This is a genomic window from Paenarthrobacter sp. E2MeOHC11, assembly GCF_058744955.1.
On sequence record NZ_CP196673.1, the window covers coordinates 681937 to 706915 of the forward strand.

Here is a 24979-nt window from a genome sequence, read left to right on the forward strand (position 1 = left end):
AAGTCGATATATGCAGTCACAGCCACATGTTCCCGGGTTCAACATCCGGTGGACTGACGCCGATGGCGATCAGGCGGGGGAACACGCCGGTACAGGTGTTCGCGGCTTCCGGCAGCGCCGGCGCAACCGCCACGGGCGGGGACTGCGGGGCGAATTGATGCTCGCCAACCTGCCTGGTTTCCGAACCCGGTCAGAGCGGTTCGACGATATGGTGCTGGACTCCGCCGAGCGGCTCCAGGACATGTGGGGCAAACAGCTCGACGGCGTGCTCTTTGCCGTTGATGAAATCCCGCCCCATCTGGAACAGCTGGTCGCCACTGGAAACTCTGCCCCCATGGGCTCATATACGCCCGGCGGCCGTGGCGAAGCGCCCATGATCACCGTTTACCGCCGGGTGGTGGAGCAAGGCTCCAACACCCGTGAGGAACTGCAGGACCTGGTCCATGATGTCGTGGTCGAGTACACCGCCGAAATGCTGGGCGTGCCGCCGGAAACACTCGATCCCGTGTACCGCCGCCGGTATCAATAACCCTGTATCAATAACGACGGCGGCAGGCGGCTTTCGCTGCCCGCCCACCCCGGGCTAGTACCCCACCGAGACCGGGACCTTCTCAAGTCCCGCCGCTGCGTCCTGGATTGCCACGACGGAAACGTCCGCACGGCCCTGTTTGCCCAGGATCAAGGCCCCATAAATCGGGTCGCCGGAAGCTGAGACCACATACCCTGCTATCGGCGAGTCTCCGGACTTTGCAGGGAGCTCTATCAACGACGTGGTCCCACCGGACATATCGACGTCAACTGCCTTGCCCACCGCACCGTTGGCGGTCACTGGAGCGTAGCTGATGGTGCCGCGGCCCTCGGGCACACCAAAACTCAGGAACCTCTGGCCGTCCCGTGGAACAGCTACCAGATGCTGGCTTCCCAGGCGGGCCGAGGCGGGAGACCACGCGAAATCGGTGGCTTCCTCGGCTTTGGCGCCCCGCGTGACGCGGGCCGATGCCACGAATGCCACGTCCGAGCTCGCCTTGACGGTGTAGGTTCCGGCCGGAATTCCTTCCAGGTTCAGCGTGGCAACTGATCCGCCCTTGACCGTCACCACTCCCCCGCTGGGAAGCTTTCGTTCACCATTGGCACCGTACAGGCTCACCTGCACCACGGCGTCGGTGGAACCGGGAACGGCGATTTGGAGGGCCGGTACAGCGTCAGCGAAACCTGATTTACCGGCCAATGCCTTGGTGGCGGCCGGGTCCTGGATATCTACCCCGGACATCACCTGCAGGTTTGAGGGGCCGTCTCCCGGCGAAAGATACTCAACGCCACCGGGAGCGAGTCCTCGCAGCACGCTCTGCTGGATGGTCCCGGAAACAGGGCCGCCTGTGCTGCGGACGTGGACAGCAAGCTGGGATTCGCTCGGAGCGAGCCCCGCAAGGTTTATTGAGCGGGTGGTTCCGGGAGCTACCAGGAGGCCACGCGCGCCTGGTGCCTGGATCTGGCCTTCGTACCCGAAGAGGTCGAGGTTGACTGTCGCAGGAGTCTCCGAGGCGTTGCTCAGGTTCAGGACGGACGTGCGGCCCACTGCGGTGTTGGCGCCCAGGAGCCACGCATCGTTACCTGGCGGCTGGCATTGGGCCGTGGCCAGGCCGCGGAGGTCGCCATCTGTTGCGGCATAGCTGAGATGGGCGGCCATGGATGCCTGCTCATTCCCCAGGGGATCCGCGCCTACTACTGTCGGAGAGCTCACGGGGGAAATAGAGGCAACACCTGCTGCCAGCACTGGCGGACCGGACGTTGGCGTAGGAGTGCTGGTGGGGGCCTTGGCGATCTCAGCCACCGCGTCGCCTCCCAGCGACGTCACCTTGCTTCCGGGAACCGTTCCGGCCGGGTTGCTCAGCACCACAGCGTTGAGGGCACTGGTTGCGGTGGTGGAGACAGGGCTGAAGTCCGCGTCCGTTCCCACGACGGTGCCGTTGACCAGCCTTGCAGGCTCGGGGCAGACACCCAGGGACCGCCCTGCAGGGACATCAGCCTGCCGGACATCCATAGTGGTACCGCCGGAAGGCTGGGGCACCATCGAGGTCGCGGCAACAGCACCTCCGCCTGCGGCCAGGATGACCACTGCGGAGAGGACGCCCGTAATGACGCCTTTGTTGGAGCTTCGGGAGCCCTTGGGAGAGCTGCGGGACGCTTTATGGTCGACCGGCGGCTTCTGGTCGTCAGACACTGCTGTACTCCTTACGGAGGGAGACTTCATCCCTCGACATGCCGGTTCGGGTGCGGCGTGCTGGCATCGGAATGGCCAACAGGACCGTCAATCCGATCACCACGGCCTGCAGGATTCCGAACAACAGGGCCCAAGGGTTCGTGTACCGGATTTCCAGCTCACCACCACTGGCCGGAAGTTCGAAGGCCTGAGACCAGCCGGATGTGGTGGCCTTAAGTTGGCGGCCGTCGATCCATGCTGTCCAGCCGGGATCGGACCGTTCGGCCAGGACAACCTGGCGGCCTTCGTCGCCGGCCGGCACGGCAGCATCCACGGACACTTCCCCGGAGGGCAGGTTTCCTACTGTTTCGCCCTTGGAATCCACGATTCGAACGCGGTGGGCAGTATCCGCGGCGGTAGCTGCAGGCTGGTTCTTCGGCGTGACACGCCACAGCCACCCGGCGTCGGTCTGGCCGACGGCAACGAGGCCGGGGACGGCGTCGATCCTGCTGGCTGTCAGCTGTGCCGCGTTGTCCGCGGCCTTGAGGACTACGAATCCGGCGCCGAGTTGTTCCAAGTCCGCGCGGGGGTCCACACCGGTGCTGGCCACAATGGTGGCCACGGCTCGGCGGAGGGATGCGGTGGCAGCGTCGTCGGCGGCTGTTTCTTCGCGGCCCGGCGCCCCGATGATGGTCCGGGCGGAGGCAATAGTGGACAGACTGTCCAGGGTCGTGCCGGCGCCGCGCATCAGCGATGACGTGAAGGCACCCTGCTCACCGCTGGTGATAACCAGGGTCCGGGTACGTTCAGGTCCCTGGCCACGGTCCACCGCGGTGGCCGGCAAAGTAGCTGAGTCCACCGGCCACACCTGGCGTGGGGAGCCGAGGGACGACGTCGGCCTGGTAGCGTCCGGTGCCGCTGTCGCCCCGGGTGCTGGGGACGGCTGAAGGACATTCTGTACTGCCCATGCGCCCATGCCGGCCAAGGGCCCGGCGACGAGGAGAGCCAAGGCCAGTCCGGACGCGATGGGCCGCAGCGGCAGTCGTCGACGTTGCGAATCAGTCATCCGGCGGGGAGCGGCAAAGATCTTATCGGCACCGATGACGGCAGCCCCGAGCAGCAACATGCCCGCCGCCGATACGGCCGGACCGGTAAAGGGTCCCACAATGACGTTGTTGTTCACGCCCGTGGCGACATGACCCACCAGCCATCCGCTTGCCAAAATGGTCAACGCTGCCAGCCAGAAGACCCTGGCCAGGGCGGTGCGCTTGCCGGGCAGGAACAATGCCGCAACGGCGAGTATCAGGACCGGCGCGCTGACCAACAGGGCGAGCAGCAGTGCCCAGGGCATGGCTCCGGGACCAAAGAGCGTCAGGCCGGTCAGTCCTGCGTCGACGTCAAAAGCCAGCGGCTGGCCCAGCAGTTGTTGCCACAGCGGTGCTGCCTCGAAGGTGAGCGGCACGCCGGGATCAGCGAGCAAGGCACGGGGCCTGTCCAATACGGAGATTCCGTACGGCAGGAACAAAGCTACGGTGGGAAGAAGCGACCACCACAGGGTCTTGCCGCGTTGTCCCAGGATGACGGCGGCCAGGATCACCGCAACGGCAATCGGGCCCAACAGGGACGGTGCCGAGGCAGTCACAATGGCCATTACCAGTCCCCCGGCTGCCGCGGCTGTCCAGGACGGTGTCCCGTTGATGCCCGGTTTTCCAAGGATCGGAGCCGGCCGCCTGCTGAGTGACGTTACTGCATGCGAACGTCCTTGGCCGATGGCAGATCCTGAGGCGCGCAGCAGGGCAAGCAGCAGCAATGGCATCATGACGTGTGCAACCAGGGCTCCCGCGCGGCCCTCGTTGATCGCGATCAGCAGTGCCGGCGCGGCGGACCAAGCCAGGGCCGCCACCGTCCGGAAACGGCGCTTGGCAGTCAACGCACCCGCGGCAAACCACGCGCCGACAGCGGACAGTGGCATGGCAAGGATCAACAACCAGGCCATGGCCGAATCGCCGTCTCCGCCGCCAACGAGGGACAGCAGCCACAACACATAGCCGAACGGATCGCCATGACCGGGCAGTCCTGCTCCAAGGGATATCCACCAAGCGGAGGCGTTGCCCCAAATGTCAGCCGGCGATGCCGCCAGAGGAAGCAGCCCGCCACCGGCAACCGTGCCGGAACGGACCAGTCCGAGCAGTCCAACCAGTGCGGCGGCCAGGGCAAGCAAGGAGGCTGCAACTGCCCCTGTACCCACCCATCCACGTTCGTTTGTTGCCAGCGCCGCAAAGTCGTCCGCGGCATCTCCGCTTGGTTCGGGAGCCAGCAGGTCCGAGACAGCGGAAGTTTCTTCACTGGGACGGATCGCTTCCAGCAATGACCGCCTGTTGGCCCGGACCTCGCGTGTGGACGTCTGCAGGCCCCTGACCACGGAGCGGTGAACGCGGCGTGTCCTGGCCGCGATGCGGCGGCCCCTGCCAATCGCCAAAGGCCGCATCAAGGCCGCAACAGTTGCGGTGAACTGGGAGAAGCCATAGCCCGGTTCCTTGACCAGGATGCTCAACACCAGGCGAACCATCGCACCGAACAAAGCCCCGACAGCTTGGAACGGCACGTTCCACCACGGCGTGTGCTTGAGCCGCATATGGATCTGGGCTTTGCGCGCGGCGGAGGAAGTCCCCAAACCATGCGGGCGGTGCTCGACGTGGAACATGCGGGCGCTCGGTACGACCACGACCCTGTTGCCCGCAAGCCAGTTGCGCCAGCAGAAATCCACGTCATCGCCGCTACCGGGCAGGGCAGGGTCAAAGCCCTGCAGCTGTTCCCAGACATCGAGACGGACCAACATGCCGGCGGAATTCACGGCGAAGGTGTCCGTGCGGGCATCGTATTGGCCTTGGTCGACTTCGTCCGCGTCGATCAATGTCAGGCGCTCGGCCCAGCGGCTGGTGGAGAGTCCTACGTCCACCAGATGCCGCTCGTTGTCCCAACCGAGCTGCTTGCATCCGGCAACGGTGACCGAAGGGGCCCGTTCCACGGCGTGGAGAAGTTCCGCCAAGGCGTCCGGTGCCGGCGCAGCGTCGTCATGAAGAAGCCATAGCCACTTGGCCGGGCCGGTTTCAGTTCCGTTGCCGTCCTTGTCCCTGCCACTCTCCGGAGCCAGCTCCTGCAGCCCTGCCTGGATGGCGGCGCCAAAGCCGGACTTCGCTTGCTGGAAGGTGGTGACCTTGTCCTGGCCGAAAGCTTCACGGAGCAAGTCCAGCGAGTTGTCTGTGGAACCTGTATCAATGCCAATGGCGGCATCTGCCGAACGCGTCTGGTTCGACAGTGCCGCCAGTGTCCTGGGGAGATAGTTGCCGCCATCGTGGGAAACCACGACGGCGGTAACATGAACTTCCTTGAGAATTAGACCGCTCGCTTCCTTAGCCGACGACGTTCCCGCTCAGAGAGTCCGCCCCAAATACCGAACCGCTCGTCATTGGCGAGGGCGTACTCCAAGCACTGCGAACGGACGTTGCACGCTCCGCAGACCTTTTTGGCATCCCTGGTTGATCCACCCTTTTCGGGGAAGAAGGCTTCCGGATCGGTCTGCGCGCACAGCGCATCAGTCTGCCAACCAAGTTCGCCTTCGTCATCGAAATCGCCTTGGCCGGGAAGGCCGATCCACACGGGCTGCCCCGGCGTCTCAAGCGGACGACGCAACTCCATGGGAGGGTCATCCACTTCTTCGTCCGGCCCAGCGGGCAGGTCACCGATCAGCGCTTCGTGTGCGGCCAGGAGGGCAGTTGCCTGATCCTCCAAAGAGTCCTGCACATTCTGGCTGTATCGGTCTGCCGCTTCCGGGTCCGCTGGGTCGACGTACCAATCCCCCGGTACTTCCCGCGAACGGTATTTCACCGACGCATGTTCTGCGACGACTGCATCTTCCTGGATACGCAACGCTTGCCCCATGGCGTCCCTCCTGATTTTGCAGCTGCTGCTTGGATGTATTTCCGATTCCCGGCGACGTTCCGGTCCTCTGTGCAGCGGCGTTTGATTACTAATTACACGCGTGTAACTACCCACCAGTCAAGCCGCGCCGGGATAATAATCAAGAATCCGTAGAAACGTGGGATGCGCCACGCCCAACATTTTTGGCGGCGCCGCCGCGTCTACCCGCGGCAAATGGGAGCCCCGCATCGATTTACGTGAACTTTCATTGAATTTCCGCGGAAAACAACAGAGTCAGCCCGGAGCCCCCACCGATTGGACAAAATCGCATGTGGCGCAATTCACAATCGCCCCGCCGACCCCAAGGACGGCGCGGGATCACCGTGGCAAGATTGACGCATGAGCATCCCGGCAGTGAACCTGATGACCACCCTGCGATCCGGACATTCAACGTCACCACGACTCACTTGGTACGGTCCCGACTCCGAACGGGTAGAGCTCTCCGGCCGGGTCCTGGATAACTGGGTAGCCAAGACCAGCAATCTCCTGCAGGACGAACTGGACGCCGAACCCGGAATGGCAATCCGGCTGGACCTGCCGGCGCACTGGAAGTCCTTTGTCTGGGCATTGGCGGCGTGGCAGCTCGGGATGGAAGTGGTCTTCGATGAGACCTCGGCGGATCTTCTGGTCACAGACAAGCCCAACGACGACGCCGGGGCAGACTTCGACGCTGTCGTCGCCGTACCGCTCGCGGCACTGGCGATGCGCTGGCCGGGAGAGCTGCCATCCGGCGTCGTGGATTACGCGGCGGAAGTCCGCTCCCATGGCGATGTCTTCATGGCGCACAGTGACCCTGGGGCGGAGCTGCCGGCAGTGCGGGGCGCATCAGCACTCACGCACGAAGCCCTCATCGACGGTTTTGCCGGTGCGCAGGAACCCGGCGTGCGCCTTCTGGTACGCGCCGCCGAAGGCTTGGAGCCCTGCCTTGCAGCGTCGTTGGGTGCCTGGAAGGAAGATGGCTCAGTAGTGTTGGTCCACCCGGACCTGGAAGTCACCGGGCACCTGCTGGAGAACGAGCGCGTCAGCCGTTCTTGATTGAGGGGAACTCGCCGGTGGCCGGGTTCGCAGCACCGCTTTCCGCGCCGGCCTTGGCCTTGTGGTGAAGCTCGATGATCTCGTGGTCGTGTGAGAATTCCGGCTCGGCATCCAATTCTTCGTTGAACACCCAGAACCGGTATGCGAAGAAGCGGAAGATAGTGCCCAGGATGAGCCCCACGACGCTGCCGGCGATGAACAGCGAAGGCTTGTCATTGAGGTCCAGGACGTATTTGGCGAACCAAACGCACCCTGATGCAATCAGGAGGCCCACGAGGTTCATGACGGCAAAAAGCACGGCTTCACGGACGACGTTGGCCTGTTTGCGGTGGCGGAAGGTCCAGAAACGGTTTGCGACCCAGGAGAAAACACTGGCAACAATCGTTGCAATGGCTTTTGCCCACACTTCGCTGCCGTGCATCGGACCGGAGAAAAGCCAGATGAAAACGGCCGAGTCAATGACAAAAGCAACACCGCCGACGGCGCCGAACTTTGCTACCTCACGCCAAAAAAGCGAGGCAAGTCCGCGGATGCGATCTGCAAGTGTGGTGATCATGACCCTCCATGGCCGTTGAAAAGTGGGCCGATGGGCCAAACCCATTTTAGCGCCGATTTCCAAGCGCTGCCTTTGGGTGGGCTGTGAGAACGCCGATACTGGCGCTTCACGCCGCAAAAAACCGGCCCGGAGGACGGCAGAATCAGTGATCCTGCCACCGGTTCGGTAGGCTGAACATTGTGACTTTTCCAGTAATTGGCGTTGTTGGCGGCGGCCAGCTCGCACGAATGATGGCCCCGCCCGCTACCGCCCTGGGCTTCGAACTCCGTGTTTTGGCCGAGGGTGAGGACGTTTCGGCTGTAGCCGCAGTGGCCACAGCCCCGATCGGTGACTACAAGGACCTGGACGCTCTCCTCGAGTTTTCCAAGGGCCTGGACGTGCTGACCTTCGACCACGAGCACGTTCCCACGGAACACCTGCAGGCCCTGCTGGATGCCGGCGTTAACGTCCAGCCCGGACCTGATGCCTTGGTCAATGCCCAGGACAAGCTGGTCATGAGGGCTGCGATCGACCGGCTCGGCCTTCCCAACCCGGAGTGGTCAGCAGTCAACACCGTTGAAGAGCTCGTGGCCTTCGGCGAAAGGATCGGCTGGCCCGTTGTCTTGAAGACGCCCCGCGGTGGCTATGACGGCAAGGGAGTCAGGATCGTTGACTCCCCGGACGAAGCCTTGGAAACTGCCGACTGGTTCCAGGCAATGAGCCCCCTGCTGGCAGAAGCCAAGGTGGACTTCAGCCGCGAGCTCTCCGCCCTGGTGGCCCGCACGCCCAGCGGCGAGTCCCGTGCCTGGCCCGTGGTCCACACCATCCAGGTGGACGGGGTGTGCGACGAAGTCATCGCACCGGCCCAGAACATTCCCCTTGAGGTGGCAGCTGCCGCCGAAGAAGCTGCGCTGCGCATCGCCAACGAGCTTGGCGTCACGGGTGTCATGGCTGCAGAGCTGTTTGAAACCCCGGGTGTCGGAGCAGGCTTCCTGATCAACGAACTTGCCATGCGCCCGCACAACACTGGTCACTGGACCCAGGACGGTTCCATCACCAGCCAGTTCGAACAGCACCTTCGGGCTGTGCTGGACCTCCCGCTCGGTGCTACCGACGCGTTGGCCCCGGTAGTAGTCATGAAGAACTTCCTTGGCGGCGAAAACCAGGACCTCTTCAAGGCCTTCCCCATGGCTTTGGCCTACGAACCGGCAGCGAAGGTCCACTCCTACGGCAAGTCCGTTCGCCCCGGCCGCAAGATCGGCCACGTCAACCTTGTCGGCAGCTCGGTTTCCGACGTCGACTCCGTCCGCCAGCGCGCCACAGCCGTTGCAGACATCATCCGTGACGGCCGCATGCCGGCGCAGACTACCTCCGAGGAGACCGCATGACGTCAGAATCAACAGCCCCGCTGGTTGGGCTCGTGATGGGTTCGGATTCCGATTGGCCGGTCATGGAGGCCGCCGCGGACGCCTTGGCCGAGTTCGGCATCCCCTTCGAAGCGGACGTCGTTTCGGCACACCGCATGCCCACGGAAATGATCCGTTACGGCCAGACAGCCCATGAACGTGGTCTCCGGGTCATCATCGCCGGCGCCGGTGGTGCAGCTCACCTCCCCGGCATGCTTGCCTCAGTCACCCCCCTCCCCGTGATTGGCGTTCCGGTCCCCCTGAAGACCCTGGACGGCATGGATTCCCTCCTGTCCATCGTGCAGATGCCCGCCGGCGTACCGGTGGCCACGGTCTCCATCGCAGGCGCCCGTAATGCTGGTCTCCTGGCCGTGCGCGTCCTGGCCTCCGGAACGGATGAACTTGCCTCAAAGCTCCGGTCGGACCTGCTCACGTTTGCCCAGGAACTGAACGACGTCGCCACCAAGAAGGGTGAAAACCTTCGGCGCAAAGTAGAAGAAGTCTTCTCTCCCGCCAACGCCTCAGCCCGGAGCTCCCGCTAGGAAGGCTGCGGTTGACTACCATGCACAAGACCTCGAATCAGCCCGGTTCCGCCCTGACTGATCCTGTCCGCTATCCGTCCGGCGCAAGCGCCCCGGTACGGACCAAACGCGCCTTCGTGCTGGTCCTGCTCACCCTCTTCATCCCCGGCAGCGCCCAGATCGTTGCCGGGGACCGGAAACTTGGCCGGGTGGCGCTGCGCATCACGCTCACCGTGTGGGCATTGGCGCTGCTGACCCTCTTCATTGCCTTGGTCAACCGCACCATGCTGCTCAGCATCGTCACCCACCCCGTCGGATCCCTCATCATCATCGTGGTCCTGGTGGCGTTGGCTTTGGGCTGGGCTTACCTGTTCCTCAACACTTTGCGGATTATCAGGCCGACGCTCCTGGCACCGGGAATGCGGCCGATCATTGCCGTGGTGGTGGCAGTCTCCACCATCCTCGCCAGCGGATCGTTAGGCTACATCGCCTACGTCCTGAACGTGAGCCGCAACGCCATCGGCAGCATCTTCAATGCCGGTCCGGCCATCGATCCCGTGGACGGACGCTACAACTTCCTCATGATGGGTGGCGACGCCGGGGACGACAGGACGGGCCGGCGCCCGGACAGCCTCTCCGTTATCAGCGTCGACGCAAAAACGGGCGAGAGTGCCATCATCTCCGTCCCACGCAACCTCCAGAATGCCCAGTTCAGCGAGGGCTCGCCCATGCGCGAGGTTTATCCCGAGGGCTACAACTGCGGCGACGAATGCCTCATCAATGCCGTCAACACCGAGGTCACCAACAATTATCAAGACCTCTACCCCGGCGTTGCCGATCCCGGCGCGCAGGCCACGCTGGAAGCGGTGTCAGGCACCTTGGGCATCACCGTCCAGGCTTACGTCCTGGTGGACATGGACGGGTTCGCCAAGCTCATCGACGCGATGGGTGGAATCCACATCAAGGCCGGCGGGTGGGTTCCCATCAGTGGTCCCGTCACGGATGAGGCCAACGGAATCCACGGCATGCCCGATGGCTGGATCCCCGCCGGCGACCAGCACCTGGATGGCTTCCATGCCCTTTGGTATGGCCGTTCCCGCGAGTTCGTGGACGACTACGCCCGCATTGCGCGCCAGCAGTGCGTGCAGCAGGCCATGCTCAAGCAACTTGATCCGGCCACCCTGCTGACCAAGTTCGAGGACATCGCCAATGCCGGGACCAAGGTGGTGGATTCCAATATTTCTTCCAATCAGCTGGGCAGTTTCGTGGACCTGGCTCTGAAGTCGAAGAACCAGCCCGTCAAGCGCCTGACCATCGGGCCTCCGGACTTTGATGCGTCGTTCTCCACCGTGCCGGACTTCGACCTGATCCACTCCAAGGTCCAGGAAGTCCTGGCGTCGTCCAACACGCCCAAGGCGAGTGACGCCGTCGTGTCCTATGACGACGGCGCTGCCGGTACCGTCATGGCCGCCGGTCCGGTTGCCGGGCTCAATCCCGCAAGCCAGTTGCCGTCGCCGTCAGCGGATTTCACGCCGGTAACCACCACACCGGACGGCACGCCGATCACCATCGAATTGTTGAACGGCCTCAAGGCCCAGGGCGACGAGCAGGGCATCCGTGACCTCGTCGCCACCAACGGACAGTGCGCACCGCTGTAAGCTTGCAGGTCCGTTCCACCCACGTTCAGCGCAACGATAAGGACTTTCTTTCGTGTACCAAATTGAGAATGTTTTGCGACCCTACGCGTGGGGTTCGACGACGGCGATCGCAGACTTGCTGGGGCGGCCGGCATCGGGTGGTCCCGAAGCTGAAATGTGGATTGGAGCCCACCCGGACTCCCCCTCCACGGCCCTTCACCCCAACGGTGTGACGCAGCCCTTGAATGCGCTCATCGAATCGGATCCCCTGCGCTTCCTCGGTTCCGATAGCCTGGCTGAATTCGGACCACGGTTGCCCTTCCTCGCCAAACTGCTGGCGGCCGAGCAGCCCCTGTCACTCCAGGTGCACCCCAGCCTCGAGCAGGCACGGGAGGGCTTTGCCCGGGAAAACGCAGCGGGAGTCCCCTCCGGCGCCGCCGAACGCAATTACCGCGACGACAACCACAAGCCGGAGATGATCTTTGCGTTGACTCCGTTCAAGGCTCTGTGTGGCTTCCGTCCTTCCGCCGGGTCCAAGGCCGTTTTTGAGCATCTTGCCCGCATCCTTGATTCGGCTGCCATCTCTGTTCCTCCCGTTATCACTCATGTCATTTCGGACCTTTCCGCGCCGGACGAGCCCGCTGGCCTGAAGGCCGCCTTCAGCCGCCTCATCGACGGCGGAAGCCAAGTTTCCGACGCGATCAACGAGGTAGTCGCCGTCTTCTCTGCCGGGGCACCACTGGAGCCGCATCGGGAAGCGTTGACGGCAATGCTGGACATCAACGAAGCCTTCCCAGGAGACCCCGGGGTCCTCATCTCCCTGCTCCTCAACCACCTGTCCCTGGAGCCCGGTGAAGTGGTGTACCTGCCTGCCGGTAATGTCCACGCCTACCTCCACGGCCTTGGCCTGGAAGTCATGGCTTCCTCCGACAACGTGCTTCGCGGCGGCCTCACGCCCAAGCACGTGGACGTTCCGGAGCTGATGAAGACGGTCCGTTTCGAAGCGCTGGGAGTGCCGCGCATCGAGGCGACCGGAACGGAATTCGGGCAGGAACTGTACCGTCCGCCTTTCAAGGAATTCCAGCTGCAGCGCATTGAGCTTGGCCCGGGCGCCGAGCCTGTGCCGCTGGCACAGAACGGTCCCGCCGTCGTCGTGGTGGTGTCCGGTTCGGTCATGCTCGATTCCCCCAAGAGCGACCTCCTGCTTCAGCGTGGCGCAGCTGCGTTCATCCCCGACGTCGAGGCCCCCGTGAATATCCATCCTGTCCAGGGCGCAACCGATAGCAGCATTGCTTTCGCAGTGACCACAGGGCTGGGGAACTGATTCATGGAGTTTTTCCTGCAAACCCCGGCATGGGCTGCTGTCCAGCGTTCCTTGGGACGCCGTGTCCACGAACAGTCCGGCCCGGGCTGGAGCTTCCTCGCCATTGAGGAAAAGAACCCCGCCGGCAAGGTCATTTATGCGCCCTACGGCCCCGTCGCGGAGTCCGTGGAAGCGTTCGACGCCGCCACAGCGGCTTTGATGTCACTGGCGAAGAAAGAACGTGCGGTCTTCATCCGGATGGAACCTGCGGCCGCAGGTTTCACAGCATCCGACGCCGGTCCTCTCCTCCGCGCGCGCGGCTTCCGGCCGGCGCCGGTCAACCAGCAGCCCGAGCTGAGTTGGATCGTGGACCTGGACGGCGACTTCAAGGACGTCCTGGCCGGCATGAAGCCCACCAACCGGAACCTGTACCGGAACATCCACAAGAAGGGTGTGACGTTCCGGGCCTCCCAGGACCCCGCTGATATTTCCGTGCTCCTGCACTTCCTCCACCTGACCGCTGCCCGGAACGGTTTCAAACCCCAGAGCGATGAATACCTCACGCAAGTGGCCGCATCCCTGCTGCCCTCGGGCGCGGGAACGCTGTTCATCGCAGACCTTGAGGGCGAACCGATCGCCGCAGCCTTCGCCTACGACTCCGCTGACACCCGCGTCTACGCCCACGCGGCCCTGGACGACACCCACCGCAAGCTCAGCGCGGGCATCCCCCTCCTGGTAACGCTCATGGCCGATGCCAAGGAAAAGGGCCTCAAGCACGTGGACCTCTGGGGAGTAGCGCCGGAAGACCAGCCGGACCACAAATGGGCAGGCTTCACGGCGTTCAAGAAGTCCTTCGGTGGCCGCGAAGTCTCCTACCCCGGCACATGGGACCTCCCGGTCAACAAACTCCGCTACGGCGCCTACCAACTGGCCAGAAAGCTCCGCGACAGGCTCCGCTAGGCGATTCCCGCGATCCGCCCGTACCTCCAGCACTAACTTTGGAGCCGGTGGCACTCGGACACACCGGGGATCCCGGCGTGTCCGAGGGGTTGGAATATCAAAGTAGGTGGTGGCGGCACACCCCCGGCACGGCCCCCCCACGCTTTATCAGCGCGAAGCCGACCCGGCCGGGCACAGAGAAGGACGGCGAGTATCGCGAAAGCGGCATCAAATCGACGAGGTACGAGGAGATAGCCGCCGAGCGATGCCCGCCGTCCTTCTGTTGGCTGCGTAGGGGTTACGGCTTGCGCGCGTACGTCTCCCACTTGGAAGCGTGGTGCTCAGCTTCGACGAAGCGGACGGTCCCCGACTTGGAGCGCATCACGATGGACTGCGTCATGACGCGGTCCTTCTGGTAGCGCACGCCGTGGAGGAGGTCGCCGTCGGTGATGCCGGTAGCTGCGAAGTAGCAGTTATCGGAGGTGACGAGGTCGTTGGTGGACAACACGCGGTCGAGGTCGTGTCCGGCGTCGATGGCCTTCTGCTTCTCTTCGTCCGACGTCGGCCACAGGCGGCCCTGGATGACGCCACCGAGGGACTTGATGGCGCAGGCTGCAACGATGCCTTCCGGGGTGCCTCCGATGCCCATGAGGGCGTCAACACCGGTGCCGGAGCGGGCTGCTGCGATGGCGCCGGCCACGTCGCCGTCCATGATGAACTTGGTGCGTGCACCGGCTTCGCGGATTTCTTCCACGAGCGGGCGGTGGCGGTCGCGGTCCAGGATCATGACATTGAGCTGGTTGACCTTGACGCCCTTGGCCTTGGCGATGAGGTGCAGGTTCTGCTTGACGGGCAGGCGAAGGTCAACCATGTCGGCAGCTTCAGGCCCGGTAACCAGTTTCTCCATGTAGAAGACCGCCGAGGGGTCGAACATGGATCCACGTTCCGCCACTGCCAGAACAGCGAGGGCGTTGTTGATGCCAAGGGCGGTCAGGCGGGTTCCATCGATGGGGTCGACGGCGACATCGCACTCAGGGCCGGTGCCGTCACCAACCTGCTCACCGTTGAACAGCATGGGGGCTTCATCTTTTTCGCCTTCACCGATGACCACAACGCCGTTGAAGTGGACTGTGTGAAGGAACGAACGCATGGCGTCGACGGCGGCGCCGTCCGCCTTGTTTTTGTCGCCGAAGCCTACCCAGTGGCCGCCGGCAATGGCAGCGGCCTCGGTGACGCGGACGAGTTCAAGCGCAAGGTTGCGGTCGGGTTCGTCGATGCCGACGGCGAGCGACGGCGAAATCGTGGAATACTGCTGGGTCATTGGTGCAGGAGACACTTGAACCTCTTCTTCGAGTGACGATTCACGGGACCGGACACGGTTGCACGGGGCAACCCGGGGTTCCTCTACCAACGATCATAGTCGCCGCATCCCTTGGGAGTCGTTGGATGACCACAGCCCGCAATACCTGCGGTGAGGTTGCCGGATGTGTGTTCCCTGCCGCGATAAGGGATCATGGAGGGGTGAGTGAAACGCAGGACAAGCCCGCAGCCGGGAACCAATCGGACGCTGCAGCGGCTAACCAAAACGATGCCCAGTCCATCCCCGATGCCCCGTATAAACCCGTCATTGCGGCGAAAGCTGCCAAGCGGGCCAACGCTTCGGTCATTGGCATGGTCATTGCACTGCTGGTCTGCGTCCTGGCTTTCCTCCCCATCGTTTTGATGAACCCGGCCCCCAAGGGCGAGGGCTTCAGGCCCAATGTTGATGTGGCGGCCATCGCCCGCAACGCCACAGGTGTGGCAGGATTCACACCTGTCACTCCTGATACCGGCGACACATTCAAACCCAACTACGCGCGCTGGGAGTCCGGCACAGGATCCGGTGTCCCCACCTGGGAGATTGGTTTCCTGACACCGAAGGAGGCCTTCATTGGCCTCACCCAGACGAGCCAGGCCAACCCCACCTGGGTTCTGCAGCAGACGGAGAACCTCCCGGTCACCGGCACGCGAAACGCCGGCGGCCAGGACTGGGAGCTGCGCGACTCCGGCAAGGAAAAGCGCAGCATGGTCTTGGAGTACCGCGGTACCACCCTCATCCTGAGCGGCACTGCAAGCCTTGACGAGTTCGCAACGCTGGCGGCCGCCGTCGTTAAGTCCGCGGATCAGGCACCGTTGCCGTCCGCTCCGGCCACGGTAACTCCTTCAGCGCAGCCGTCCGCTTAAGCCCCGGTATCCGGCTAACCCGGCGCAACAGTTTCACGGACTGCCCCGTCCGCGTCGTAAAGTAAGGCTCGTGCCTACTTACCTGACTCCAGCCCTGGCGTGGCGCCGTCTCCGCGAGGGCAACGAACGTTTTGTTTCCGGCGAATCCCTGCACCCCAACCAGGATGCTTCGCGACGCTCTTCCCTCATTGAGAACCAGAATCCGTTTGCCGTGATCTTTGGCTGCTCGGATTCCCGGCTTGCTGCAGAGATCATTTTCGACCTCGGGCTCGGCGACGCATTCGTGGTCCGCACGGCCGGCCAGGTCATTGATGACGCCGTTCTTGGCTCCCTCGAATACAGCATCAGTGAACTCCGGGTTCCCCTGATCGTCATCCTGGGCCATGACAGCTGTGGTGCCGTGAAGGCCACCAAGGCTGCGGTGGAAACGGGCGAGATGCCTCCCGGCTTCATCCGCGACCTCGTCGAGCGCATCACGCCGTCGGTCCTGACGGCCAAGCGCAACAGCCAGGAGGACGTCAACGACATGGTGGTGGAGCACGTCAAGCAGACCGCGGCCCGCCTGGCTGACAGCTCGCGTGTGATTTCCGACGCCATCGACGACGGCCGGGTGGCTGTGATCGGCCTGTCGTACAAGCTCGATGAAGGCCGTGCGGCCCTCGTTTCCGGGATCGGCAAGCTCTAGGAGGCCGTGCTCCGGCCCCGGCGCCGGAGCACGTAGCACTCCCCTCCGGGTTTTCTGTGGGGCGTCCAATCGCCCTAAGCTAGCCCCATGACTTCCACCACTGAGTTCCGTATTGAACATGACACGATGGGCGAAGTTCGCGTCCCCGTGAACGCCCTGTACCGCGCCCAGACGCAGCGTGCTGTGGAGAACTTCCCGATCTCCGGCAAGACGCTTGAGCGCACCCACATCGAGGCCCTGGCCCGCGTGAAGAAGGCCGCCGCACTGGCGAACGCCGAACTGGGGGTGCTCGATGAAGAGCTCGCCAAGGCCATCGCTTCCGCTGCCGATGAGGTCGCTGCCGGTAAGTACGACGGCGACTTCCCGATCGACGTCTTCCAGACGGGTTCGGGTACGTCCTCCAACATGAACACCAACGAGGTCATCGCAGAGCTCGCATCGCGCGCCCTCGCGGCTGCCGGGAGTGACAAGGTTGTCCACCCCAATGACCACGTGAACGCATCACAGTCCTCCAACGACGTCTTCCCGACGTCCGTGCACGTTGCCGCTACCTCGGCGCTGATCAACGATCTGATCCCGGCCCTCGAGTACCTGGCAGCCTCCCTGGACCGCAAGGCTGTTGAGTTCAAGGCAGTCGTCAAGTCCGGCCGCACGCACCTCATGGACGCTACGCCCGTCATGCTCGGCCAGGAGTTTGGCGGCTACGCCGCCCAGGTCCGTTATGGCATCGAGCGCATCAACGCCGCACTCCCCCGCGTTGCCGAAGTTCCGCTGGGCGGCACCGCCGTCGGCACGGGCATCAACACCCCGGCCGGCTTCCCGGAGCGCGTTATCGAACTCCTCGCCGCCGACACCGGCTTGCCCCTCACCGAAGCCCGCGACCACTTCGAGGCCCAGGCGAACCGTGACGGCCTCATCGAAGGCTCCAGCCAGCTGCGCAACATCGCGATCTCCTTCATGAAGATCAACAACGACCTCCGCTGGATGGGCTCCGGACCCAACACGGGCCTTGGCGAAATCGCCATTCCGGACCTTCAGCCGGGTTCTTCGATCATGCCGGGCAAGGTCAACCCGGTCATCTGCGAAGCCTCGATCATGGCCTGTGCACAGGTCATCGGCAACGACACCACCATCGCCTGGTCCGGCACCAACGGCGCTTTCGAGCTGAATGTCGGAATCCCCGTCATGGCCGCCAACCTTCTTGAGTCCATCCGCTTGCTGGCCAACACCAGCCGCGTCATGGCCGACAAGATGATCGACGGCATCACCGCCAACGTGGAGCGCGCACGCTTCCTGGCTGAGGCGTCCCCGTCCATCGTCACCCCGCTGAACAAGTTCATCGGCTACGAAAACGCGGCCAAGATCGCCAAGATCGCCGTCAAGGAAGGCCTGACCATCCGCCAGGCAACCGAAAAGCTCGGCTTCGTCGGTGAGGGCGAAGGCAAAGTCACCGAGGCTGAGCTGGACAAGGCCCTGGACGTCACCACCATGACGTCCCCCGCGCACAAGGCTTAATACCCACAGCACGACGACGGCCGGTACCTTTCGCACGAAAGGTACCGGCCGTCGTCGTACCCGGCGATGTTCGCACCGGAACTATGAGCAACAGCACACCGCGATCTTTTTGCACTTTTACATCAGGAGTGCAAAACTTTACTTTGTGAGCAATAGTGCAAATATCGACGGTGGTCTCCGCGAGCGCAAGCGGGCCGCCACGCGGACGGCGATTACCGCCGTCGCGCGTTCCCTGACCGCGGAGCACGGCCTCAACGGTTTCACTGTTGAAGAAGTCTGCGAAGCGGCGGGGATTTCACGCCGGACCTTCTTCAACTATTTCCATTCCAAGGAAGACGCCGTCATCGGCTCGTTTTCCGACGAACTGCCTGAAGAGGCACTGGAGGCCTTCAACCGCAATCCCTCCCGCACGCCTGACAGCATCTCTCACACGCTCCTGGCAGCGCTGCACGTGCTCACGGTGACCCTGATGGAGCGTTCATCCATCAGCCGCACCGAAGTCCAGCAGTTCATTGCTGCCATCACGGCCGAGCCGCAGCTGCTTGCCCGGATCACCCTTGAAGGGGAGGCCCGCGAACGCCAATTCGCAGGGCTCGTTGCCGCCCGCGAGGGCCTGGATCCCGAACACCCTGAAGTCATGACGGCCACTGTGTTGTTCGGTGCTGTCTCCAAGAAGACGGCACAGCAGTTCTTCTCGGAGGACAACACGCGCCCTTACCGCGGGATTCTGGAGCAGAACCTCAACGCCGCGCGCAAACTCTTTGCCCAGCCGCTGGCCACGAACCACCAACTGGGCCCCAACACCCTTGAAACCTCGAAGGACCCCGCATGAGTACTCTCTCGAAGGCAGCCGAACCATTGCTGCTGACCCAGAAACGTATCTGGATCATCTTCTCGGCGCTGATCGCAGGCATGCTCCTGTCCAGCCTCGACCAAACCATCGTCTCCACCGCCATGCCCACCATCGTGGGCAAGCTGGGCGGAGTGGAGCACCAAGCGTGGATCACCACGGCCTACCTCCTGGCCACCACCATCGTGATGCCCATCTACGGCAAGTTCGGTGACATCCTCGGGCGACGCAATCTGTTCCTTGTTGCCATCGCCCTGTTCACCCTCGCCTCCGTGGGCTGTGCGTTTGCCACCGATTTCTGGGGTTTCGTGATCTTCCGTGCCATCCAGGGACTGGGTGGCGGCGGCCTCATGATTCTCTCGCAGGCCATCATCGCCGACATCGTTCCCGCCAAGGAACGCGGCAAGTACATGGGGCCGCTGGGCGCCATCTTCGGCCTCTCCGCTGTGGCCGGTCCGCTCCTTGGTGGCTTCTTCGTGGACCACCTCACTTGGGAATGGGCCTTCTACATCAACATCCCCATTGGCATCGCGGCTTTCATCACTGCGTGGTTCACCCTCACGCTGCCGAACAAGAAGGCCGAAAAGAAGATCGACATCCTTGGTGTCCTTTTCCTTTCCGCCGCCACCACCTGCCTCATCTTCTTCACCGACTTCGGTGGCAAGAAAGACGAAGGCTGGGATTCACCCCTCACTTGGGCCTTTGGCGCAGGCATGGTCCTGGCGGCCTTTGCCTTCGTGATGGTTGAACGTCGCGCCGAGGACCCCATCATTCCGCTGAGCCTGTTCAAGAACCCCATCTTCATCAATGCAACGGCCATCGGTTTCACGCTGGGCCTGGGCATGTTTGCCGCCATCGCCTTCGTTCCCACGTTCTTGCAGATGTCCTCGGGAACGTCCGCGGCTGAGTCCGGCCTGCTGATGCTGCCCATGATGGTTGGCCTGATGGGCACGTCCATCTACTCCGGTATCCGCATTTCCAAGACCGGCAAGTACAAGATGTTCCCCATCCTCGGGGCAGCGCTCACCATCGCTGCGATGCTGTGGCTGACCACGCTGGCGGCGTCCACCCCCCTTTGGGTCATCTGCGTGCAACTGTTCATTTTCGGCGCGGGCCTGGGCCTGATCATGCAGGTCATCGTCCTGGTGGTGCAGAACTCCGTTCCCGCTGACCAGATCGGCACGGCTACCAGCACCAACAACTACTTCCGTGAGGTGGGTGCATCGCTGGGTGTCGCCGTCTTCGGCGCTATCTTCACCAACCGCCTTGCCGAGTCGCTGACCGAAGCCTTCACCGGCGCCGGTGCTTCGGCGGAGCAGGCCTCGCAGTCCACCAGCACGCTGGATCCCCAGGCGCTTGCACAGTTGCCCGAACAGTTGCGCGACGCCATCGTCAACGCTTACGCCAACTCCCTGGCGCCCGTCTTCTGGTACTTGGTGCCCTTTATCGCCATCGCGTTGATCCTGGCGATCACGCTGAAGCAGATCCCCCTCTCCGACACCGCCGGCATGGTGGCACGCGGTGAGGCTGTGGGAGGCGCCGAGGCTGACCGCCTTGAAGCACAACGCTTGGAGACCGCCAAGCTGGAAGCTGATCTGGCGGCGTCGGACAGCCTCGACAAGGACCATGCCGACGCTGGGCGCCAGTAGGTTCAGTCCTCCAGCTGGTATGCCACGGGGCCTTCGGGCTCCGTGGCAAGCCTGATCGCTTCCAGGTTCCCGGCGCTCATGTCCGGAAGGTCGTCCAACGTGAACCACCCGACGGCCAGTGATTCGTCGTCGTTGACCCGTGCTTCCCCGGACACATACCGGCACCGGAACGTGATGTCCAGGAAGTCGCACACGTCGCCATTGGGGAACGTCACCGGCCCCACAACCCCGACGCCGATGATGCGCTCGGTCTCGGCCACCACCGCGGTTTCCTCGAAAATTTCCCGCACGAGCCCGGGCGCAGGATGTTCCCCGGGCTCCAGCATTCCGGTGATGAGGGCCCAGTGGCCGTTGTCGGCACGCTGGCCCAACAAAACCCTGCCTTCGTCATCGAAGACCACTCCCCGCACGGCGGGCAGCCATAGGGGGTCGTTGCCGATCTTTTCCCTCAGTTTGAGCACGAATTCCGGTGCACCCATGGTCTCAGCTTTCCTTCAATTCGATGGTGGCGTGTGAATCCATGGCACGCAAGGCAGGGAACGTACCCTCACCCTGATCCGCTGCATCGCAACCTCTCCTGGCGCGTCATAACATTCGCTGGGCTAAGCATGCCGCGGCCCGGTGAACGTGGAGAAGACGGTGAGCGTTGCAGTTTGGCCGCAGTTGGCATCGGCTCGGAGCCTCACGCCGGCAGGACCACCATGGCAGCCGCTGCGCCGGCCAGCATGAACGGGCCAAACGGAATGGCCGAGCGCAGTGTGCCGCGCCGTGACAGCAGGATGACCAGGCTCCACAGCCCGCCCAGGATGAAAGCGGCGAAGGTCCCCGCGAACACATGGGTCCACCCCAAGTAGCCCAGGTAGAGGCCCAGCACTCCAGCGAGTTTGACGTCGCCGAAACCCATTCCCGGCGGGTGAATGAGGCGCAGCACGAAGTAGAAAAGCCAAAGGACAGCGCCGCCGGCGATTACTCCAAGGCCCGGCACGCCGAACAACACAGCGCCAACAGCCGGGCCAGCGTCAGAGAAGAACGCCACCAGCGCCGCGGCCAGCAGGAGCACCCCGGCCACTGCGTACGACGGAAACACGATGCGGTTGGGCAATAGGTGGCTCCGCACGTCAATCACCGTGAGCCGGACAGCCATCACCACAAAGTAGAGGGCAGCGACCATCACGAGCCAGAAGCCCAGTGGTGTGGCATCCCAGAGTTCGGAGAGTCGTCGGATCACCCTCGGATGCTATCCGGTTTCGCCCCGGGGCCGCGTGAACCCCTAGGTAAACTGTGGATATGGGGCACTACAGTACAGCTGGACCGGGTTTCGACATGTCCTCCACATTCCGGAATCTCTGCCGTTCTTCGCCGTGGAAGTGGACGAGCCTCCGCTTCGAATACTTGGAGCGGCCCGGGACGGGGGCCGGCATGGTCCGCGTCTGGCTGCGGCGCCCGGGCGCGCTTCGCCTGGAGACCCCGGATGGCCAGCTACTGCACAGCACCACCGGCATCAACGATTCCCGGGATGGTCTGTACGTGTCCGCCACACGCCGTTCGTGGTTGCTTCCAGCCCACCTGGTGACCCCCGTTTATGACGACGCCGGCCTGGTCCGCCGGCGCCCGGAGGCCGCCTACGGCGAGCCCTCCTTCGGTAACGGCCGCCTTGCCGCCGCATTGGACCCGGTGGAACTGGCAGGCAACGCACCTGTGCCGCTGGAATTCCCGGACACCAACCGGGTCTTCCTGGAGGAACCACGGCAGGTGGACCACGAGGGCCGCCCTGCCTTGGAAACCGTCGTGACCCGCAGCAGGACCTATGTGCCCTCTGATCCGGCCGAGCCCCTGGCCCACCCTGGCCGGACATTGATAAGGATCGACGCCGGCACGGGAGTTTGCGTTGCGAGCCAGAGCCTCGACGGGGACTCCTCCGGCAAAGGCCACTGGCTGAAGATCCTCGCGGTCGATGAGTACATGCTGGACGACCTTTTCCTGGCTGAGTCCATGAACCTCACCGACGTCCGGCGCCACATCTCATGGGACATCGGCCCCGCGGCCTGAGGTTCAGACGGATTCCGGGCTAAGCTACGGCGATGACATCGCTGGCAGAACTCTGGCCCCCGTTCGGACTCACCCTCACCACCCCGAGGTTGACCATCCGTCCCGTTTTCGACGAAGACATCCCTTCCGCCGTGGCCGCAGCCCGATCCGGCGTCCACCAGCCGGGCAAGAGCCCGTTCAGCACTCCATGGACGGAACTGCCGGAGGACGAGCTGGCCCCCAACATGGCCCAGTGGTACTGGCGCTGCCGCGCGAACTTCACGCCCGAATCCTGGACGCTGCTCCTTGCTGTCTGGCACAGGGACGAATTTTTGGGAGTCCAGGACATCGGCGCCAAAAACTTCAAAACCCTCAAGACAGCCAGCACAGGTTCCTGGCTCAAGCAGTCCGCGCAAGGCCAGGGCTTCGGCAAGGAGATGCGCGCCGCCGTCGTCGGCTACGCCTTCGATTACCTGAACGCGGAAGTGGCCGAATCCGAAGCGGCCATCTGGAATCAGCAATCCCTGGGCGTCTCCACCAGCCTCGGCTACGAACCCAACGGCATCTTCCGCGACGGCTGGGGCGAAAAAGTTGAGGAAGTCCAAAGAGTCCGCCTCACCCCGGGCACCTTCAAACGCCCCGACTGGACCTTGAAAGTCCAAGGCCACGAAGAGCTGAAAACGTACCTCAAGCTTTAGTCGCAGGACGAACCAGCCGTGCTGCGGTCCTTCGCAGAGGAGCGCATCGCGGGCCATCGGACGTCGGAGGTCGCCCAGCGACCGCAGACCGTCCCTATGGCCCGTGTCTAAGCGACGGCGAAGGGCCGCAGCCCGGCGAACCCGGCCACGGCCCTTCGCATCACTTGAAGAGACTAGATTTCAGCCCCTTCGAGCAACTCCGTCACCAGGGCAGCAATCGGCGACCGCTCTGACCGGGTCAGCGTGATGTGCCCGAACAAGGGGTGTCCCTTGAGCGTCTCTACCACCGCAGCAACACCGTCGTGCCGCCCGACCCGTAGGTTGTCGCGCTGGGCGACGTCGTGGGTGAGGACGATCTTGGAGTTCTGGCCGATGCGGCTCATGACGGTGAGGAGCACGTTCTTCTCAAGCGACTGGGCTTCATCGACGATCACGAAGGCGTCGTGCAGCGACCGCCCCCGGATGTGGGTCAGTGGCAGGACTTCAAGCATCCCCCGATCCATGACTTCTTCCACGACCTCCTGGCTGACCAGCGCACCCAGCGTGTCGAACACCGCTTGGGCCCAGGGGTTCATTTTTTCGGATTCGGATCCTGGGAGGTAGCCGAGTTCCTGGCCGCCCACGGCGTACAGCGGGCGGAATACCACTACCTTGCGGTGTTCCCGGCGTTCCAGTACGGCTTCAAGGCCCGCGCAGAGGGCCAGCGCGGACTTGCCTGTGCCTGCCCGTCCGCCGATGGAGACGATGCCGACGGCGGGGTCCATGAGCATGTCGATCGCCAGCCGCTGCTCGGCTGAGCGTCCGTGGAGTCCGAAGACATCCCGGTCACCTTTCACGAGCCGGACCTGATTGTCCGCGCCCACCCGGCCCAAGGCGGAGCCCCGGTTGGAGAGGAGGACCAGCCCGGTGTTGACGGGTAGTTCGGCGGCTGCGGGGATGAAGACTGGTTCGTGCCCGTAAAGGGTGGTGATTTCGTCGTCGTTGGCTTCCACCTCGGCCATACCGGTCCAGCCGGAATCCTTGACGAGTTCGTTGCGGTACTCGTCAGCTTGCAGTCCCATGGCGGACGCCTTGACGCGCATGGGGAGGTCCTTGGAAACCACGGTGACGTTGTGGCCTTCGTTGGCCAGGTTCTTGGCCACTGCCAGGATGCGGCTGTCGTTGTCGCCTCCACGGAATCCTGCCGGCAGCACGTCCGGGGAGATGTGGTTCATTTCCACCCGAAGCATGCCGCCATCTTTTCCGAGGGGAATGGAGTGGTCCAGGCCGCCATGTTCGATCCTGAGGTCGTCAAGGAGCCTTAGTGCTTTGCGGGCGAAGTAGCCCAGTTCGGGATCGTGGCGTTTTCCTTCCAGTTCACTGATGACCACGATGGGAACGATGACCTCGTGTTCGGCGAAGCGCAACAGCGCGTGTGGATCGGAGAGCAGGACGGACGTATCAATCACGTAGCTGCGGCCTGTGGCGGGTGTTGCGGTCCGCCCTTTTTGTGAGACCCGCTTGGTGCGAGAGGTAGCTGCACTTTCCCCGTCGGAAACCATTGCGGGCAGTTGCTCAGAAATAGCCACATCGACTCCAGCCCCGGGCAGTTCGCCCGGCCTAATGGTGAAGCGGCTCGGCCGGAAGGCCGGGCGTGGCCTCCCCTGTAACTGGTGCGCTAGTCCGCTCCATATACTGGCCTCCCCGATCAGCGGGCGGTTTTGCCTGCTGATGTGATTAACGTAATCCCCGCCACATTCATTTCCGCAATCCGCGGTCGGCAAGTCGCATGTCC

General features: G+C 63.5%; 22 protein-coding genes. 14 read left to right on the forward strand and 8 right to left on the reverse strand.

All coding sequences use genetic code 11. The annotated features are described in order from the left end of the window. Window positions 1–10 precede the first annotated feature (10 nt). On the forward strand, window positions 11–529 hold the full coding sequence (locus ACSSVG_RS02980; protein ID WP_231338732.1) for a metallopeptidase family protein: 519 nt from the start codon (window positions 11–13) through the stop codon (window positions 527–529). 54 nt (window positions 530–583) lie between these two features. Here the strand turns inward: ACSSVG_RS02980 and ACSSVG_RS02985 are convergent, their stop codons facing one another. The 3 genes from ACSSVG_RS02985 to ACSSVG_RS02995 are packed head-to-tail and all read right to left on the reverse strand — an operon-like array spanning window position 584 to window position 6142. After that, window positions 584–2221 carry a DUF5719 family protein gene (locus tag ACSSVG_RS02985; protein ID WP_253467256.1) on the reverse strand — a complete coding sequence of 546 codons (1638 nt, stop codon included), beginning with the start codon at window positions 2219–2221 and terminating at the stop codon, window positions 584–586. After that, window positions 2214–5567: a glycosyltransferase gene (locus ACSSVG_RS02990; RefSeq protein WP_492417189.1), complete on the reverse strand. Its 3354-nt coding sequence runs from the start codon at window positions 5565–5567 to the stop codon at window positions 2214–2216. Before ACSSVG_RS02990 ends, ACSSVG_RS02985 begins: the two co-directional genes overlap by 8 nt. Window positions 5568–5596: 29 nt before the next feature. Further along, window positions 5597–6142 (reverse strand): WhiB family transcriptional regulator, encoded by a 546-nt coding sequence (locus ACSSVG_RS02995; protein ID WP_492417190.1) that lies wholly within the window; start codon window positions 6140–6142, stop codon window positions 5597–5599. A gap of 378 nt (window positions 6143–6520) precedes the next feature. On the opposite strand from ACSSVG_RS02995, the gene ACSSVG_RS03000 reads away from it, so the two are divergent. After that, window positions 6521–7216, forward strand: a complete 696-nt coding sequence (locus ACSSVG_RS03000) for a TIGR03089 family protein (protein WP_492417191.1) — start codon at window positions 6521–6523, stop codon at window positions 7214–7216. Here the strand turns inward: ACSSVG_RS03000 and ACSSVG_RS03005 are convergent. After that, complete coding sequence (locus ACSSVG_RS03005; RefSeq protein ID WP_231338737.1) at window positions 7203–7772, reverse strand: GtrA family protein; 570 nt, start codon at window positions 7770–7772, stop codon at window positions 7203–7205. The genes ACSSVG_RS03000 and ACSSVG_RS03005 overlap by 14 nt on opposite strands. Window positions 7773–7999: 227 nt before the next feature. On the opposite strand from ACSSVG_RS03005, the gene ACSSVG_RS03010 reads away from it, so the two are divergent. From ACSSVG_RS03010 to ACSSVG_RS03030, 5 genes are read left to right on the forward strand one after another with little or no spacing between them, the layout of a single operon-like run. Further along, a complete protein-coding gene (locus ACSSVG_RS03010) occupies window positions 8000–9139 on the forward strand; it encodes a 5-(carboxyamino)imidazole ribonucleotide synthase (RefSeq protein WP_253469209.1) in 1140 nt (379 codons plus the stop codon). Continuing rightward, on the forward strand, window positions 9136–9699 hold the full coding sequence (gene purE, locus ACSSVG_RS03015) for a 5-(carboxyamino)imidazole ribonucleotide mutase (RefSeq protein WP_231338738.1): 564 nt from the start codon (window positions 9136–9138) through the stop codon (window positions 9697–9699). Before ACSSVG_RS03010 ends, purE begins: the two co-directional genes overlap by 4 nt. A gap of 20 nt (window positions 9700–9719) precedes the next feature. Beyond that, window positions 9720–11336, forward strand: coding sequence for an LCP family protein (locus ACSSVG_RS03020; protein ID WP_492419126.1), 1617 nt, complete (start codon window positions 9720–9722; stop codon window positions 11334–11336). Between the two features lie 52 nt (window positions 11337–11388). Then, window positions 11389–12639 carry a mannose-6-phosphate isomerase, class I gene (gene manA, locus ACSSVG_RS03025; protein ID WP_492417192.1) on the forward strand — a complete coding sequence of 417 codons (1251 nt, stop codon included), beginning with the start codon at window positions 11389–11391 and terminating at the stop codon, window positions 12637–12639. A gap of 3 nt (window positions 12640–12642) precedes the next feature. Further along, window positions 12643–13578 (forward strand): lipid II:glycine glycyltransferase FemX, encoded by a 936-nt coding sequence (locus tag ACSSVG_RS03030; RefSeq protein WP_231338740.1) that lies wholly within the window; start codon window positions 12643–12645, stop codon window positions 13576–13578. A gap of 277 nt (window positions 13579–13855) precedes the next feature. Here ACSSVG_RS03030 and glpX read toward each other — a convergent pair whose 3' ends face one another. Then, window positions 13856–14878: a class II fructose-bisphosphatase gene (glpX, locus tag ACSSVG_RS03035; RefSeq protein WP_011774031.1), complete on the reverse strand. Its 1023-nt coding sequence runs from the start codon at window positions 14876–14878 to the stop codon at window positions 13856–13858. A gap of 200 nt (window positions 14879–15078) precedes the next feature. Here glpX and ACSSVG_RS03040 point away from each other — a divergent pair, with 200 nt between their 5' ends. The 5 genes from ACSSVG_RS03040 to ACSSVG_RS03060 all read left to right on the forward strand — a co-directional run bounded on the left by ACSSVG_RS03040 (window position 15079) and on the right by ACSSVG_RS03060 (window position 20479). Beyond that, on the forward strand, window positions 15079–15780 hold the full coding sequence (locus ACSSVG_RS03040) for a DUF4245 domain-containing protein (protein ID WP_253467244.1): 702 nt from the start codon (window positions 15079–15081) through the stop codon (window positions 15778–15780). A 70-nt stretch (window positions 15781–15850) separates the two neighbouring features. Further along, complete coding sequence (locus ACSSVG_RS03045; RefSeq protein ID WP_011774029.1) at window positions 15851–16465, forward strand: carbonic anhydrase; 615 nt, start codon at window positions 15851–15853, stop codon at window positions 16463–16465. A gap of 87 nt (window positions 16466–16552) precedes the next feature. Next, entirely contained in the window at window positions 16553–17980 is a 1428-nt protein-coding gene (locus ACSSVG_RS03050) for a class II fumarate hydratase (RefSeq protein ID WP_231338742.1), read from the forward strand. 145 nt (window positions 17981–18125) lie between these two features. Beyond that, window positions 18126–18812: a TetR/AcrR family transcriptional regulator gene (locus ACSSVG_RS03055; protein WP_231342058.1), complete on the forward strand. Its 687-nt coding sequence runs from the start codon at window positions 18126–18128 to the stop codon at window positions 18810–18812. After that, window positions 18809–20479, forward strand: coding sequence for an MDR family MFS transporter (locus ACSSVG_RS03060; RefSeq protein WP_231342060.1), 1671 nt, complete (start codon window positions 18809–18811; stop codon window positions 20477–20479). The genes ACSSVG_RS03055 and ACSSVG_RS03060 overlap by 4 nt, the downstream gene beginning before the upstream one ends. Before the next feature lie 2 nt (window positions 20480–20481). Here ACSSVG_RS03060 and ACSSVG_RS03065 read toward each other — a convergent pair whose 3' ends face one another. Both ACSSVG_RS03065 and ACSSVG_RS03070 read right to left on the reverse strand, forming a co-directional pair. Then, on the reverse strand, window positions 20482–20958 hold the full coding sequence (locus tag ACSSVG_RS03065) for an NUDIX hydrolase (protein WP_231342063.1): 477 nt from the start codon (window positions 20956–20958) through the stop codon (window positions 20482–20484). Between the two features lie 203 nt (window positions 20959–21161). Next, window positions 21162–21707, reverse strand: a complete 546-nt coding sequence (locus ACSSVG_RS03070; protein ID WP_231342065.1) for a prepilin peptidase — start codon at window positions 21705–21707, stop codon at window positions 21162–21164. A 59-nt stretch (window positions 21708–21766) separates the two neighbouring features. Between ACSSVG_RS03070 and ACSSVG_RS03075 the strand changes: the two genes are divergently transcribed. Together ACSSVG_RS03075 and ACSSVG_RS03080 are read left to right on the forward strand one after the other, a co-directional pair. Beyond that, complete coding sequence (locus tag ACSSVG_RS03075; protein WP_492417194.1) at window positions 21767–22528, forward strand: hypothetical protein; 762 nt, start codon at window positions 21767–21769, stop codon at window positions 22526–22528. 32 nt (window positions 22529–22560) lie between these two features. Then, entirely contained in the window at window positions 22561–23205 is a 645-nt protein-coding gene (locus ACSSVG_RS03080; RefSeq protein WP_492417195.1) for a GNAT family N-acetyltransferase, read from the forward strand. A 173-nt stretch (window positions 23206–23378) separates the two neighbouring features. On the opposite strand, the gene phoH2 is transcribed toward ACSSVG_RS03080, so the two are convergent. Continuing rightward, entirely contained in the window at window positions 23379–24773 is a 1395-nt protein-coding gene (phoH2, locus tag ACSSVG_RS03085) for an RNA 5'-3' helicase PhoH2 (protein WP_492417196.1), read from the reverse strand. Window positions 24774–24979 lie beyond the last annotated feature (206 nt).